Origin of the sequence: Paenibacillus brevis (assembly GCF_018919145.1) — a bacterium.
GTDB lineage: Bacteria > Bacillota > Bacilli > Paenibacillales > Paenibacillaceae > Fontibacillus > Fontibacillus brevis.
Genome location: NZ_JAHLQJ010000003.1, coordinates 172,569 through 187,239 on the forward strand (window position 1 = coordinate 172,569; position 14,671 = coordinate 187,239).

The 14,671-nt window shown below is 50.9% G+C and carries 12 protein-coding genes; 10 read left to right on the forward strand and 2 right to left on the reverse strand.

Annotation, left to right across the window (positions count from 1 at the left end; genetic code table 11):
• The first annotated feature begins 16 nt into the window (after positions 1-16).
• Positions 17-823 (forward strand): phosphonate ABC transporter, permease protein PhnE, encoded by an 807-nt coding sequence (gene phnE, locus KQJ23_RS04640; protein ID WP_216477517.1) that lies wholly within the window; start codon positions 17-19, stop codon positions 821-823.
• 75 nt (positions 824-898) lie between these two features.
• Here the strand turns inward: phnE and KQJ23_RS04645 are convergent, their stop codons facing one another.
• A complete protein-coding gene (locus KQJ23_RS04645; RefSeq protein WP_216477518.1) occupies positions 899-2,488 on the reverse strand; it encodes a bifunctional metallophosphatase/5'-nucleotidase in 1,590 nt (529 codons plus the stop codon).
• Positions 2,489-2,689: 201 nt separating this feature from the next.
• Here KQJ23_RS04645 and KQJ23_RS04650 point away from each other — a divergent pair, with 201 nt between their 5' ends.
• The 9 genes from KQJ23_RS04650 to KQJ23_RS04690 all read left to right on the forward strand — a co-directional run bounded on the left by KQJ23_RS04650 (position 2,690) and on the right by KQJ23_RS04690 (position 12,927).
• Positions 2,690-6,016, forward strand: a complete 3,327-nt coding sequence (locus tag KQJ23_RS04650) for an endonuclease (RefSeq protein WP_216477519.1) — start codon at positions 2,690-2,692, stop codon at positions 6,014-6,016.
• Positions 6,017-6,199: 183 nt separating this feature from the next.
• Complete coding sequence (locus KQJ23_RS04655) at positions 6,200-7,090, forward strand: M15 family metallopeptidase (protein WP_216477520.1); 891 nt, start codon at positions 6,200-6,202, stop codon at positions 7,088-7,090.
• A gap of 40 nt (positions 7,091-7,130) precedes the next feature.
• Complete coding sequence (locus KQJ23_RS04660; RefSeq protein ID WP_216477521.1) at positions 7,131-7,655, forward strand: VanZ family protein; 525 nt, start codon at positions 7,131-7,133, stop codon at positions 7,653-7,655.
• Positions 7,639-7,977, forward strand: coding sequence for an SLAC1 family transporter (locus tag KQJ23_RS04665; protein ID WP_346779342.1), 339 nt, complete (start codon positions 7,639-7,641; stop codon positions 7,975-7,977). Before KQJ23_RS04660 ends, KQJ23_RS04665 begins: the two co-directional genes overlap by 17 nt.
• A gap of 48 nt (positions 7,978-8,025) precedes the next feature.
• The gene (locus tag KQJ23_RS04670; RefSeq protein WP_216477522.1) at positions 8,026-8,727 is read left to right on the forward strand and encodes a response regulator transcription factor; all 702 of its coding nucleotides are present in this window, start codon (positions 8,026-8,028) and stop codon (positions 8,725-8,727) included.
• Positions 8,720-9,808: a HAMP domain-containing sensor histidine kinase gene (locus KQJ23_RS04675; protein ID WP_216477523.1), complete on the forward strand. Its 1,089-nt coding sequence runs from the start codon at positions 8,720-8,722 to the stop codon at positions 9,806-9,808. Before KQJ23_RS04670 ends, KQJ23_RS04675 begins: the two co-directional genes overlap by 8 nt.
• Positions 9,809-9,944: 136 nt before the next feature.
• Positions 9,945-10,328 (forward strand): iron chaperone, encoded by a 384-nt coding sequence (locus tag KQJ23_RS04680; RefSeq protein ID WP_430522280.1) that lies wholly within the window; start codon positions 9,945-9,947, stop codon positions 10,326-10,328.
• A gap of 135 nt (positions 10,329-10,463) precedes the next feature.
• The gene (bglS, locus tag KQJ23_RS04685) at positions 10,464-11,177 is read left to right on the forward strand and encodes a beta-glucanase (protein ID WP_216477525.1); all 714 of its coding nucleotides are present in this window, start codon (positions 10,464-10,466) and stop codon (positions 11,175-11,177) included.
• Positions 11,178-11,286: 109 nt separating this feature from the next.
• Entirely contained in the window at positions 11,287-12,927 is a 1,641-nt protein-coding gene (locus KQJ23_RS04690) for an extracellular solute-binding protein (protein WP_216477526.1), read from the forward strand.
• 99 nt (positions 12,928-13,026) lie between these two features.
• Here the strand turns inward: KQJ23_RS04690 and KQJ23_RS04695 are convergent, their stop codons facing one another.
• On the reverse strand, positions 13,027-14,661 hold the full coding sequence (locus KQJ23_RS04695) for a response regulator (protein WP_216477527.1): 1,635 nt from the start codon (positions 14,659-14,661) through the stop codon (positions 13,027-13,029).
• Between the last annotated feature and the right edge of the window lie 10 nt (positions 14,662-14,671).

The window sequence follows — 14,671 nt, forward strand, 5'->3', positions numbered from 1 at the left end:
GAGAGGAGGCTCGTGAGTGACGACTATTGAGAAGCAACTTCAGGCTCACCCTCGTAATATGCGGTATGTGCTGACGCTTACGGCGATTATTATTGTGCTGTTTGCCTGGTCGCTTGCTGCGGTTAACTTGAAGGATATTAATCAGAGCGGTCTGAACATCGCTCAGAATATTATAACCGGAATTCTGAACCCCGACTTGAACTTGCTCTTGAGCGTCTCAAAACAGAGTGTACTGTATTTGCTGGTTGAGACGGTAGCAATTGCATTCTTGGGCACGATTGTAGGGGCGGTCTTATCCGTTCCGCTTGCCTTTCTTGCTGCTTCAAATATCGTACCCAAGCCGGTGGCTTGGCTTACCCGCTTGCTGCTGATCTTCATCCGGACGATTCCGGCCCTCGTGTATGGCTTGATGTTCATCCGCGTCTCCGGTCCGGGGCCTTTCTCGGGCGTGATGACGATAGGGATCACGTCGGTTGGAATGTTGTCCAAGCTGTATGTGGACGCGATTGAGGAACTGGATACGAAGGTGCTCGAATCCATGACCTCGATTGGCTGCACGACCTTTGAAAAGGTACGCTACGGTATCTTGCCGCAATTGATGTCGTTGTTCCTATCGGTAACGATTTACCGGTTTGATATGAATATGCGCGAAGCATCCATCCTGGGCCTGGTTGGCGCAGGGGGGATCGGTGCACCGCTGATCTTTGCCATGAACGGGTATAAGTGGAATCAGGTCGGGGCAATTCTGATCGGATTGGTTATTCTGATTCTGATCATTGAGTGGATGTCCAACAAGCTTCGAACTAAGCTGGTAAAAGGGTAAAAAGGGCGGTGTCAGAGAATGTGTCTCTGGCGCCGCCTTTTTGATTGTGAATTTTTGCAGGGCTGCCTGCCGAGCTTAGTAGGCAACCTCCCAATTATGATTGCAAGTCGCCTGGAGCACGCCCGCCCGGGAAATGTAGTCCGCGAGAATCTCGGTCATATCGGTAGGGATTTCGCGAACGACGGGTGCGTCCTTCAGCATGTCGAAGTTACCGCCACCGCCAGCCCGGTAGCTGTTCATGACGACATCGAAGCTTTGATCTGGCTCCAAAGGCGATCCGTGGTGCTCTAATCTGACCACCCGTTGTCCGACAGGCCTTGAGATATCGAGGGTATAGTCGATGCCTTCCCACATATCATAATTGAAATGCTGCGGCTTTGGCTCCAGATAAGACGGCGCAATGCATAGTCCGTCACGGGTTTCATTCACCTCAAAGTATTGGGCAGTCTGCTCCAGCATGGCTCGGATGCCGCTGCCTCGCATACGGACGACTTTTAACGTATTTGGATAAATGTAGTTGGACACCACATCACGCATCGTGATTAATGCTCCAAAGCCTCTGGCTTCATTGGTAAAAATGGCAGCCAGAGAGAGCTCCGCCCCGGTCACCTCCATCTGAATCCGATTTATCATTTCTGTAAAGGCATGATCTGCCTGACGAGCTGTGAACGGATCGGGAATCGAGAGATCTCCCTCGGTGCGGCCTATGGGCTGATCGAGCCAATGCTGCGTTTGCCGTTCATCCTCGGCAAATAGAGACAGAAAATCCTCATCCGCCTGATCCGATTCACCTATAAGAAGCAACGAGGAGGATTTGTCCGATAGCCGCCATCCCCCCTCTGGAATCGCCTGAAATTCTAGCTCTACCTTTGCGACCGCTTGTCCGGCACTGCCAGGCTGGGTAATGACTACCCCGTTAATCTCCCCGTTTAACAGGCGGTGTTGATGGCCGGTGAGCAGGACGTCGACACCCGCTACAGTTTCACATATGGCATAGCCTTGATTTTCGCCGGTTAAGGGTTCGGTTGCTTCACCGGTCACGGGATCACGTTCGAAGCCCCCGTGATAGCTCAAAATCACCGCATTCGGCTGTTCGGTGTAATGAATCTTGTCTACCCAGTACTTAGCAGCATCAAGAGCATCAATAAAGGACAATCCTTCAATGTGATTCGGTTCCTCCCAATTTGGAATGAAATGGGTGGTAAGCCCCAGCAGGGCGATCCGGACGCCTTGCGGAAGCTCGAATATCCGATAAGGCTTGCCGAATGCAGGCTTGCCGCCGGTTTTGTCTACGATGTTAGCAGATAGCCAGGGACAATCGGAATCGCTGATCGCCTGCCGAAGCAGCTCCTGTCCGTAATTGAACTCGTGATTCCCGGGCACAGCCGCATCATATCCAAGCGCATTCAGCGCTCTGGCAGCCGGATGCAGGCCGTGACGGTTTAGCTTGGCATAGTGATACATCAGCGGTGTTCCTTGAAGCAGGTCCCCGTTATCAATCAGGAGCAGATTCGTGCTCCGGCTCCTCTCTTTCCGAATCAGACGTGACAGCTTGGCAAGGCCGAGCGGCTTGTCGCCAGGGCCGCGGTAGTCGGTCGGATACAGATGACCGTGAATATCGCTTGTATGCAGAATCGTCAGATTTATAGAATTCATAGATGCCATTAATGGCTTGCCTCCCATGCCGATCAGATAAATGTGAAACTTGAGTGGAATACAGCTATTATAAACAACTACTTCTGCGGCAGGGTAAACGCAGTGTTATTTTTGTTATTTCTTTAATTTTTACATAACCTTACTTTTTAGCTAATAATCCCATGCCAAAATAAGGATGTTAAATACTCTTAATCTCATGGGAGGGAAATTATGAGCAGAAAGCTGGTTGGGCTTGGAAAGAAGATCGGGACGAAGTGGTTGCGGATCGGACTTGCTGCATCCTTGGCATTTACGATTCAACTGGAGCTGGGCGCTATTCTTGCACCTGTGCATGCCGAGGGTCCGAACGATCCGGCACCCTATATTGCTGCCAAAGTGGTAAATGAGAATGCCGGCAAGAGAATTCTTTTTGACAATACTCATGCCCAGACCGCGGGTGCCGCAGATTGGGTTATTGACGGCGGGTTTTCCGATTTTGGACAAGCATTGGCGGCCGACGGATTTGATGTTGCCGAGCTGCGCAAGTCAACACCAATTACCTACAGCGATCTAAGCGCCTATTCTGTATTTGTTATTGCTGAGCCCAACATTCCCTTCAAGCAGAGCGAACAGGCTGCGATGGAGCAATATGTACAGAACGGAGGAAGTATATTCTTCATTGGAGATCATTATAACGCTGACCGCAATAAGAACCGCTGGGACGGCTCCGAAGCGATCAACGGGTACCGCAGAGGGGCCTGGGAGGATCCAACTAAGGGCATGGGCTCGGAAGAGCGAAACTCGGAGGCGATGCAAGGCGTCGTCAGCTCGGATTGGCTCTCGGACAATTTCGGGGTTCGTTTCCGGTATAACGCATTAGGCGACATTACGGCTAATCATATTGTTGAGCCGGATCAAGCCTTCGGAATCACCGAGGGAGTTGACGGAGTCGCGATGCATGCCGGCTCTACGCTAGCGATTACCGATCCGGCCAAGGCCAAGGGCATCGTGTATCTCCCGCAGACGAATGAGGCATGGGGAAGCGCGGTGGATCAGGGCGTATATAACGGCGGCGGCATGGAGGAGGGACCTTATGTTGCCGTAGCCAAGGTTGGATTGGGCAAAGCGGCCTTTATCGGTGATTCCTCACCGGTAGAAGATGCCACGCCAAAATATTTGCGTGAAGAGACAGGAGCTAAAAAGACGACCTATGACGGCTTCAAGGAGCAGGATGATGCCATTTTGTTAGTCAATTTGATGAATTGGCTGGCAGACCAAGAGAGCTATACAAGTCTGGCACAAGTCGATGACCTTCAATTGGACGAGGCGACAGAGCTGCATTCCTTCGAAGCGCCGGAGGCTTCAACGGAGCCTCAGCCCGAACCATGGTCTGCACCGGCCGCCGGCTATAAATGGTGGGACGGCTCGACCTTCAAGCCAGGCTCCTACGGGGGTGCTACAGTGAGTGCATCGCCAGTTTACAGCTTTGTCCGCCAATCGGTTCTACCCAATGCATCAGAGTTCCAAATTCGCGTTCTCATCGAGAATCTGCCTGCCAATTCAACGGTGTCCGGCTTTAGTGCAGGGGTCTACTTGACGGGAGGAACCCAGGTGGCCATGACGCAAAAAGCGGACGGAACCTGGCCAACCGCTTATGGATACGGGGACACCTTCAGCTTGACTGCTGACAGTCAGGGACGAGCTTATAAGGATTTGACGATGCGCATCAAGCCAGGCACCTCCGGAGCGGCCAATCTTCGTTTGCGGCAGAACGGCAACAATCTGTTGACCCAATCCGTGACGCTGGATAATGTGCCTGCGGAGCCGTTGCCGGATGCAGGCAGCTCGATTCCGGAATTGATTACGATCGCGGAAGGAAGAAGCAAGCCGGAAGGAAGCCTGATCACGGTTCAAGGTACTGTAACGACTGAGCCGGGCATTTATGGAGGACAAACCTTCTATCTGCAGGACGCTACCGGAGGAGTCTATGTGTATCAGAGCAGCACGGGATTTCATCAAGGAGACGTGATCAAGCTCACGGCTTCAACAGCTCTTTATAACACAGAGCTCGAATTGACGAGCCCGGTCTTGATCGAAAAGGTCGGGACGGCAGATCTGCCGGAGGCAGCCGCGGTCGACAGCGTAGATGCTGCCAATCAAGGCCAGTTGATTGCACTTCACCAGGTGGAGATCACTAATATCATTACGGCATCTCCATCCGGTTCCTTCGAATTTGATGCGGTCAGCGCGAATGGAGTCAGCAACCATGTTCGCGTGGATGTCAGAACGGGTCTGACACTCGCAGACTTCCCCTATGAAGAAGGACAGATTGTAAATCTTCAAGGTGTATCTTCAATCTTTAAAGACGTATATCAATTGAAGGTACGGGGGATAAACGATATTTCGCTTGCGCAGGCCAATGTTCCCCCGGCAACCACTGCCATTCTATCAGAACAGCCGAACTCGAAAGGTTGGTTTAACCGGAATGTGGCCCTTACTTTGACGGCTACGGGTTCGGAGCCGGTATTGACAACCTATCGGTTGAATGAGGGAGCTGAGTCCGTATACTCGGGTCCTGTGGATATCAGCAGGGAAGGAATCAATGTCATTCAATATTACTCTTCTGCCGGCGGTGCGACTGAAGAGGCGAAGACGATAGAAATCAAGCTGGATAAGACAGCGCCTGCCGTAACTTTGACTCAATCGGGGCACAGAATCGGAGACGTATGGGAGCAGGATGTCCTGAAGTTTGAACTTCACGGCACGGACGAGCTCTCCGGGGTCATTGCCCGGAAGCTTCTCCTCAACGGCCAGCCGATTGAAGAGGGTCAGACGATCAGCGCCAAGGAACTGGGAGCAGGAGAGCATGCCATTGAATACTGCGTAGAAGACGCCGCAGGCAACGTGGCCTCGGACCGGGCCGTATTCCAGGTGAAGCAGCCGCATGCCGCCGCAGCTCCGGGCATACCTGTACTGTCAGACAATAATGGTTATGATACCGGCCTTCGGGACGGGGATTATAAGGTAACGATGAATTTGTGGTGGGGAAATAACGGTTCGGAATTCAAACTGTATGAAGACGGCGTCCTGATTCAGACCGTCCCATTGACGGAGGCTTCCCCTTCGATACAGACGGCTTCTGTCAATATAACGGGAAAGGCCAACGGCGTATATACGTATGTCGGCGAATTGGTGAACGCCTGGGGCGCATCGCAGTCGGAGCCCCTCCGCGTAACGGTGACGGAGGCTTCGCCGGGCAAGCCGGTATTGTCGCATGACAATTGGGACGGAGATGGCAGCTACCAGATTAGCGCGAACCTGTGGTGGGGGACGAATGCTACCGAATACCGTCTCTATGAGAACGGCGTATTGATCGACACCCGGGCTTTGACCAGCGCCTCTCCGGGTATGCAGCGCGCTGCCACTGAGATCCAGGACCGGGCGCCGGGCATTTATGAATATTATGCTGAATGGATTAATGCCGCAGGCGTAACTCAAAGCGACCGCATTCAGGTTCGTGTAGGAGCATGGGGCTTCCTGCCGCAGCACGCCGCTTAAGCAAAGTTAGCGCATGACTTGTGAAAGGCCGATCGGACCGGGGCACCCGGAGCCGGTTGGCCTTTTCTCTTTTGGTTCTCCATAAGAATAAACTTAAGAAAAACTTTAGATTTACCATCCGTTCTTTTTAAAAAGTTCCTCTTATCCTTAAGGAAGAAGAAAAGGTATGGAGGAAGCACGCATATGAAGAAGTGGTTGATTTCTTTGGTGATCCTGCTGCTCCTGGGGCTTGGGTTTGTGAAACTAAAAGTGAGCACGCTTGAAGGATGGTATAGAGAACTGACCGCCCCTGTGGAGCAAAACGATCAGATACTGGAACCGGAGAGTTTTACGGAAGAACTGGGATTTACGATTGAAGTAAGCCAGTCCATGATTTATGAAGGAGATCTGCTGCTGGTGAACAAGGATCATCCGGTGCCCGACGGGCTCCATCCTGAAACTGAAGCGGTAAGCTTGGTTAAGAATCCCGAGTTGATCGATGGTTTTGGTGTCTTGGATAACAGCATCCTGTTATCGCCACGGCTGGTTGAGCATTTTACCGCGATGGTTAAGGCCGCAGGCAAGGAGGGTATTCATCAATTTTTGATCAGCAGCGGGTACCGGGATGAGAGCAAGCAGGACGAGCTGTATCGCGAAATGGGCTCCAAGCGGGCCCTGCCTGCCGGATTCAGTGAGCATAACCTCGGTCTGTCGCTCGACATCGGTTCATCCCAAGGCGAGATGGGCGAAGCGCCCGAAGGATTGTGGCTCAAGAAGCATGCGTGGGAGTACGGCTTTATATTGCGCTATCCCGAAGACAAGACGGACATCACGGGCATTCGGTTCGAGCCCTGGCATTTCCGGTACGTAGGTCAGCCGCACAGTACGATTATGCAGGAAGAAGGTCTGGTTCTCGAACAATATCTTGATGAGCTAAAGAGGCGGAAAAGTATGAGCGCAACGGCAGGTGGGCAAGATTATCGGGTGTTTTATTACCCGATTTCGGAAGATCAGGTCATCTATGTACCTGCACAAGGAAAATATTCACTTTCCGGCAACAATATAGACGGCATCATTGTGACGGTTGCGGAGTAAGCAATACAAGCGAGCTTAGGGAAGGCAAGGAGATGATCCCATGAATATTTCGTCCAGAATAATCCATGCCGGGATTCGGCTTATATTTGTTATTTATTTGTTCGTGCTGGTGAAGATTATCCTGTTCAAGATGCAGATCATTGAACCGGGGTTCCTATGGAACCAATTGTATAGCAGCTTGAGTCATCCTGGACTGGTCTATCAGAGACTTCTGACGGGGAATCTGGTGCCGTTTAGAGAAATAACAAGAACGATGGAGATGATGACGGGCCATAGTCTCTTCAACTTGATCGGCAATGTGGCCATCTTTGTTCCTTTCGGCTTGTTCATTGGAATCATGCTGCAAAAGAAAGGGATCTCCGCTCTGGCTGCTCTCATCTACAGTCTTCTGATGAGCCTCTTGCTGGAAAGTGCCCAGCTATTGCTGAGAATCGGCCAGTTTGATGTGGACGACTTGCTGCTGAATACATTTGGAGGGCTTGTCGGCTACTTCATCTTCAGCGTCATAGCTATGGCAATCAGATTCGCGCGAGCAGAGGACACGAGCAGTGAACCTGCTCTATGATCCGCAGTTTTGGGGGATGGCCTTCCCGCTAGCGATGTATACAACCAGCACCTACCAATTGTCCAAAGCGCTTCATTTGCCGTTTCTGGCCAGCATTCCGAAGGGAATGGTGGTGGTTGCCTTTGGTTGCCTTTACCGCCTGGCTGGCGGTTCTTATTGGTTTTATTCATCATCAAGCAGCCTCCATTCGCGCAGCAAAAAGCACGAAGCTTCAGTGAGTGTTCCCTCTGCCGTAGAGGAGCTTTGCTTTTCCGAGGGAGTCGGGAATGGTGATGACCCGAGATCAGATCATCCAAGTGCCTGCACATGGGTTGGTCATTGAAATCGCAGGCTGTCTCGGTTATGCTGTCCTTGAAAAGGAGACGAAGCTATGAAACCGATATCGATTCTGATTGCGGACGATGAGGAGGAAATTGCCGATCTGATTGAGCTGCATCTGTCCAAAGAAGGCTATCGCTGTATGAAGGCTTGCGACGGACAAGAGGCGCTTGATGTGATTCGAACGCAGCCCATCGACCTGGCTATCCTGGACATTATGATGCCGAAGATCGATGGTTATGAGGTGACCCGGCAAATTCGCGAGCAGTATCATCTGCCGATCATTTTCCTGAGTGCCAAGACAACCGATCTGGATAAAATCACCGGATTGGTCCGCGGGGCGGATGACTACATGACGAAGCCCTTTAATCCGATGGAGCTGGTTGCAAGAGTAAATGCGCAATTGCGCAGGTTCATTCATTTGAATCCTTCGATGGCTTCAGCCCCAGACATTTCCGTCCTGGAAGCGGGGGGAGTTCGTCTTTTTCCTGAGCAGCGGACGGCCTTCTTGTACGGCGAGCCGATTGAGCTGACACCGAAGGAGTTCGATATATTAATGCTGCTGGCCAGCCATCCGAAGAAAGTGTTCAGCTCGGAGCATATTTTTCAGCAGGTGTGGGGCGAGGCATATTATGAAGGCGGGAATACGGTCATGGTGCACATCCGGACCTTGCGCAAGAAGCTAGGCGAGGACCAGCACAAGAATAAGCTGATCAAAACCGTTTGGGGAGTAGGGTATACATTCAATGGCTAAACCGCTACGGAGCTTCCGTTTCAAAATGATCCAGTTGTTTGGGCTCAGCATGCTGTTGTCAGCATTCACCACCTTTCTTATCTATTTGGGTCTGCAACGTTATTACCATACGCTTTATCGTGAGGATCCAATGTTCGAAGTCCGTCAAATCATGAGGGAGATCGGCGATATCAACGTGTTTCTGATCATCTTCTTCCCTCTGTCCTTCGTTTACTTTTTCCTGCTCAGCCGACGCTATGTCGGCTATTTCCGGGAGATTTCCCGCGGGATCAACCAACTGGCAGGGGGAGATTTTGCGAGTAATGTTGTTATTCCGTCAAATGACGAGTTCGGGGATATCGCCAGAGACATTAATCTAGCCGGGCAGCAGTTGAGAGAAGCGCTTCAGCGAGGCGATTTTGCGGAGAACAGCAAAGAGCAGCTGGTGCTGAATCTGGCTCATGATTTGCGGACGCCGCTTACCTCGGTCATCGGGTATCTGGATTTCATCTTGCAGGGCAAGGACCTGAACGCTGAGCAAATGAAGCATTATCTGACGATCGCTTATACCAAATCACAGCGTCTTGAGAGACTGATCGATGAGCTGTTCGAAATTACGCGGATGAATTACGGAAAGATGAATATGAACCGGCAAACCCTTGATCTGACGGAGCTGCTGACCCAGTTAGCTGAAGAATTAGTTCCCTTGTTCGAGAAGAATGGCCTGACGGCCCGGCTCGAGTTCGAATCGAGGCTACTGGCATTCGGGGATGGAGAACTGTTGGCTCGTGTATTTGAAAATATACTGTCCAACGCCGTACGTTACGGCAGTGACGGAGAATTTGTGGATATCACCGGCCGTGTGGCAGGAGCGGAGATTGTCATTACAGTTACGAACTACGGGAATTCGATAACTGAGTCTGAGCTTTCTCATGTCTTTGAAATGTTCTTCACCGGCGACCGAGCGAGAACGCATAAGGAAGGCAGCACCGGCCTGGGGCTGTTCATCGCCAAGAACATTGTGGAACAGCATGAAGGTTCTATTTCTGTCCATAGCGATGTGATCCGCACGGAATTCGAGGTGCGCTTGCCCACGCAATAAATAGCTTGGCCGTGGGCACCTGTTTTTACTGCCGGTCGGATATGCCGAAGGAGAGCCATCAGCTAAGCAAATGAAAACAGTTACGGAAATTTCCTTCCGAAATACATATCAAAGGAGATGAAGAGTAATGGACAAAATGGCTTATGAAAGCATAGACGCTTATATTGAGGCCTGTCCTTCCGAGGTACAGGGCATTCTGCATGAGATTCGCCGGATCATCCGGGAAGCGGCGCCTGATGCGGCGGAGAAGATCAGCTACCAGATGCCGACATTTGATCTGAATGGAAATCTGGTGCATTTTGCCGCATTTAAGCAACATATCGGTTTCTATCCGGCTCCGCAGGGTATCGAGGCCTTCGAGGCAGAATTGGCGAAATATAAGGGCGGAAAAGGCTCGGTACAATTTCCGCTTGATCAGCCGATGCCTTATGATCTGATCTCCCGGATCACGAAGTATCGGGCGGAGGAGAACCGGACCAAGGACAAACGGAAGGCGAAGAAAGGAAATTCATCGCAATAGATAATTTACAAATCTTGAAATAATGCTACTTTTCTTTGAAATCTTGTTATAGAGAATGGGACCTCCACGATATACAATGGAAGCGCCGGAAATGAGAACGCTTCATGTTCGGTAATTATCCATTGGAGGTATGAAATGAAGAAAAAGTCCTGGTTTTCCGTGACGGCAGCAGGAGTATTATCTTTGTTCATTTGCTTAAAAGCATTTGCTGGGTTCGTATTCTGGGAGCCGCTAACCTATTTCAATCCGGAGACGTGGTATAAGGCTGACGGCTATTCCAACGGAGGTATGTTTAACTGTACCTGGCGTGCCAATAATGTCGGCTTCACCAGCGATGGAAAGCTGAGACTGGGATTAACGAGTTCAGCTTACAATCAATTTGACTGCGGGGAATACCAATCCAACTATAAGTACGGATACGGATTGTACGAGGTTAGTATGAAGCCGGCCAAAAATACGGGCATCGTATCTTCCTTCTTCACTTATACCGGACCGGCATATGGCACGCAATGGGATGAAATTGACATCGAGTTTTTAGGTAAGGATACGACAAAGGTACAGTTCAATTACTTTACCAACGGGGTAGGAGGCCATGAGAAAATTGTTGATCTTGGCTTTGATGCGTCGAAAGGCTTCCATACCTATGCTTTTGACTGGCAGCCTGGCTACATCAAATGGTATGTAGACGGTGTACTGAAGCATACAGCTACGGCAAATATCCCGAGCACACCCGGCAAAATCATGATGAACATCTGGAACGGGAAGGGTGTTGACGGTTGGTTGGGATCGTATAACGGTGCGAACCCGCTGTACGCCGAGTACGATTGGATGAAATATACGAGTAATTAATAATCAACTCTGCAAAAAGCAGCCGCCACGGCTGCTTTTTTATGTTAGTCTGAGAATATCTCAATCCATTTGGAGTTGAACTTCATCATCATGAAGCGGGGGAGAAGCATTGGACAAAAGCGACAACAAATTCTTGTTAAGGCTGCTGGCGGCATCCGCTCTGGGGCTTTCCCTATTGATCAGCGGCTGTTCCGGCGGCAGTACCGACCCCGGGAATTCAACTCCGTCGATAACGATAACTTATTTGCGGCCTTGGGGGCCAGACGTGAAATTCCCGGCAGGAGAGGATCAGGATAATAATGTCCATACAAGATGGGCGAAGGAAAAGCTAGGCTTAGAGTTGAAGAATTTATGGGTTTCCCCTTCCACGAATAATGCCTTCGAGACCAAGCTTCGTCTGACCCTCGCTTCCGATGCGGAGATGCCGGATATCATAGCCTACCGTGGTGACTTCAATCTCGTCCGGGAGCTGATTGAATCCGGCAAGTTTCTTGATGCGGGCGAATTATTCGATGAGTACGCTGGTGATGTATGGAAGCAGGCCGTGAACGAGGACCCAGCGGTCTGGTATCCGTTCATGCAGGATGGGAAGCGGATCGGGATTCCGATTCTTGATTATGCCTATAACAGCGATCCGGTGATGTGGATTCGAGAGGACTGGATGCAGACATTCGGCTTTGACGCGCCGAAGACGCTGAGTGATCTTGAAAACATCATGGAGGCTTTTACGAATCAGGATCCGGATGGGAACGGGGAAAAGGATACCTATGGATTGACGATTGGCTTCAAGAATTGGGTGAATACCTGGATGTCCGATGCCGGTTGGGTGTTCGGTGCCTACGGAGCCATGCCGAATCAATGGAATCTGACAGAGGACGGAGAACTGGAATTCGGATCGGTTGCGCCTGAATCCAAGCAAGCGCTGGAGAAGCTTCACAGCTGGATGAGCAAAGGCTATATCCCGGAAATGGCGGGATGGTATGACGAAGCCAAGGCAGTAGAGGAATTCACTGCAGGCAGGGCGGGCATCGTGGTCGGTCCGCACTGGATGCCTTCATGGCCGTTGGAGGACCTCGAGAAGAACGTGGAAGGAGCACGGCTTAAAGCCTATCCGATTCCTTCGGGCGATGACGGGCAAGCGGGAAGGCACGGCACATCCATTGCCAATGGGGTGATCTTGATTAATAAGGATATGGCGCACCCGGAGGCATTTTTTACTTATCAGAATTACTTGTTTAATCACTTTGCCAATCCAACGGTAAGCGGTGATTTTGAAATTGGATTAGCTGCTGATGATACTCCAGAGGGAGATCAGCCGCTGCCGGATGAAGAGCCTGCCGAGAGTTATATTTCCGAGAAATACACTATTACGTTTGACGGCGCCCGCATTCCCGGCCTAAATATGGCGACATTGCTGAAGCTGGCAAGAGGGGAAGAGGCGCAAACGCCGTTTGAGAAAAGGGTGGAAGCCAGTGCCTCCCGGGTGATGCTTGAAGCGGCAGAGATTGTGATGGACCAGAAGGACCTATCCATGAAACAGATGTTCACAGGGGCTCCGACGGCCACAATGCAAATGAATAACGATATACTGGCGAAGCTGGAGAAGGACGCGTTCACTCAGATCATCTATGGCAAGGAGCCAATCGATTCGTTTGATACCTTTGTCGAGAAATGGAAGGCTGCGGGAGGCGAGCAAATTACCCGGGAAGTGAATGAATGGTACCGGTCTGTCCGCGGCGAAGAACATTAACTGCAATAAAAGGATTGGACTATAGCGCTAAGAGGGTGTTCCTGGTCACCTGTGATGACCTATGGAACACCCTCGTTGTCTGTCGTACCGGAATTTGTTCTAAAGAGGCACTTGATCACGGTATTCTTGGGGAGTGACGTCATAGTACTTTTTGAATACCCGAATGAAGTACGCTGTATTGTTATAGCCGACAAGCTCAGCGATTTCAAAAACCTTGGCGGTGGAGGTACGCAAATAAAAAGCCGCCTTCTCCATTCGGAGCCGGTATACATAGGCCGTCAGGGCTTCCCCTGTTTCGGCCTTGTAGACTTTGGACAGGTAGACCGGATGAAGATGCACTTCATTGGCAATCGCAGGAAGCGACACATCTCCGGCCAAGTTATGGTCGATGAAGCTTCTCGCGCTACGGACAATCGAGCTATGTGTATCCTTCATATCCTGTACGGCGTCTTCCTGAATCCATTGAAGGATACGGATGGACCAGTCCCTTAGCTGCTGAACCGTTGAGAAGCTGGGGTTCTTGAAGTAGCGATAGGAATCCTCGGGCAGTACTGCGGATAAGTGCTTGCCGTTCTTATGGATAATATATGAAAAGGCGCCGGCCAAGCCGTGGTAGGCCTCGATAAGATATTCGGCAACGTCATGCTCCTCAGCCGACATCAGCAACTCTTCAAAGATTTGCCGAATCTTGTTCTCCACATCTTCAAAGCGGGCTGCTTCCAGAAGACTGATTAACGATGGAGGCTCGTACAAGGAACGAATCGTATGGACCGGTGCTGTATCCGGTTCGTCCGATGCGCTCACGAACAGGCCTTGTCCATGTCCCATTCGCTTGCGCATAGACATCACAGAGTGCTCATAGATCTCACGGATTTGAAGCGGAAATTCCCCCCAATTGCTGACGAGGATTGAAATTGCACCCTTCAGGTACAACTGTACATTGGTCTGGATTTGTGCCGCATATTGTTCCAGCAAGGACTTGCTATGCTCGTCATGTCCCGAAGATTCGTGCCGTCTGCGGCGGACCAGGATGACAATATAATCATGGGCATCCCTCGCATGCCAAATATAGAATTGCTTTTGCATCACTTCACTCACGATGTTGCATATGGCATACTCCATCAAGGCAAGATCCCAATGAGCCAATTCCGATAAATGCTCTTCCATCCGGATGATCAGCATGCCTAGCTCATCCCCGGATGAAAAGGGGAGTTCCAGAAGCTTCAGCTTATCCTTCAGGGCAGCCTTCGAGTATGTCCTTCCGGTCAGCAGCTCATTGAGCAGGGTGGAGCGAAGTAAGGGTTTATTTTCTTGAAAAGTATAGAGCGCCCGCTGGTAGGATGCCGCTTCCTCCCATTTGGTCTGAATGCGGGCAACTAGCCGCTTGACGGAGCGAATCAGATCCTCGTCACTGACGGGCTTGAGCAGATAATCAAAGCTTCCCTGAATAATGGCTTGCTGGGCATAAGCAAAGTCGGCATGCCCTGACAGCAAGATCGTATTGACTAATGGCCAGCGGTTACGGATGGCTCCAATGAGCTCGATGCCGGATATCCCGGGCATGCGGATATCCGTAATCACGATGTCGATCGAATGATTCTCCAAAATGTCGAGTGCCATGGCGCCTGATGTAGCTTCATGAACGGTACCGATTCCGCACGTCTCCCATGGGATCGTCTCGGCCAGTGCTTCAACGACGGAGCGTTCGTCGTCAACCAGTAATAATTGCAGCATGTTGTCATCA

Bases quoted from the DNA above. Each gene is read 5' to 3' on its own strand.
- KQJ23_RS04645 (WP_216477518.1), bottom strand. From the start codon at position 2,488: ATGGCATCTATGAATTCTATAAATCTGACGATTCTGCATACAAGCGAT.
- KQJ23_RS04650 (WP_216477519.1), top strand. From the start codon at position 2,690: ATGAGCAGAAAGCTGGTTGGGCTTGGAAAGAAGATCGGGACGAAGTGG.
- KQJ23_RS04655 (WP_216477520.1), top strand. From the start codon at position 6,200: ATGAAGAAGTGGTTGATTTCTTTGGTGATCCTGCTGCTCCTGGGGCTT.
- KQJ23_RS04660 (WP_216477521.1), top strand. From the start codon at position 7,131: ATGAATATTTCGTCCAGAATAATCCATGCCGGGATTCGGCTTATATTT.
- KQJ23_RS04670 (WP_216477522.1), top strand. From the start codon at position 8,026: ATGAAACCGATATCGATTCTGATTGCGGACGATGAGGAGGAAATTGCC.
- KQJ23_RS04675 (WP_216477523.1), top strand. From the start codon at position 8,720: ATGGCTAAACCGCTACGGAGCTTCCGTTTCAAAATGATCCAGTTGTTT.
- KQJ23_RS04680 (WP_430522280.1), top strand. From the start codon at position 9,945: ATGGCTTATGAAAGCATAGACGCTTATATTGAGGCCTGTCCTTCCGAG.
- bglS (WP_216477525.1), top strand. From the start codon at position 10,464: ATGAAGAAAAAGTCCTGGTTTTCCGTGACGGCAGCAGGAGTATTATCT.
- KQJ23_RS04695 (WP_216477527.1), bottom strand. From the start codon at position 14,661: ATGCTGCAATTATTACTGGTTGACGACGAACGCTCCGTCGTTGAAGCA.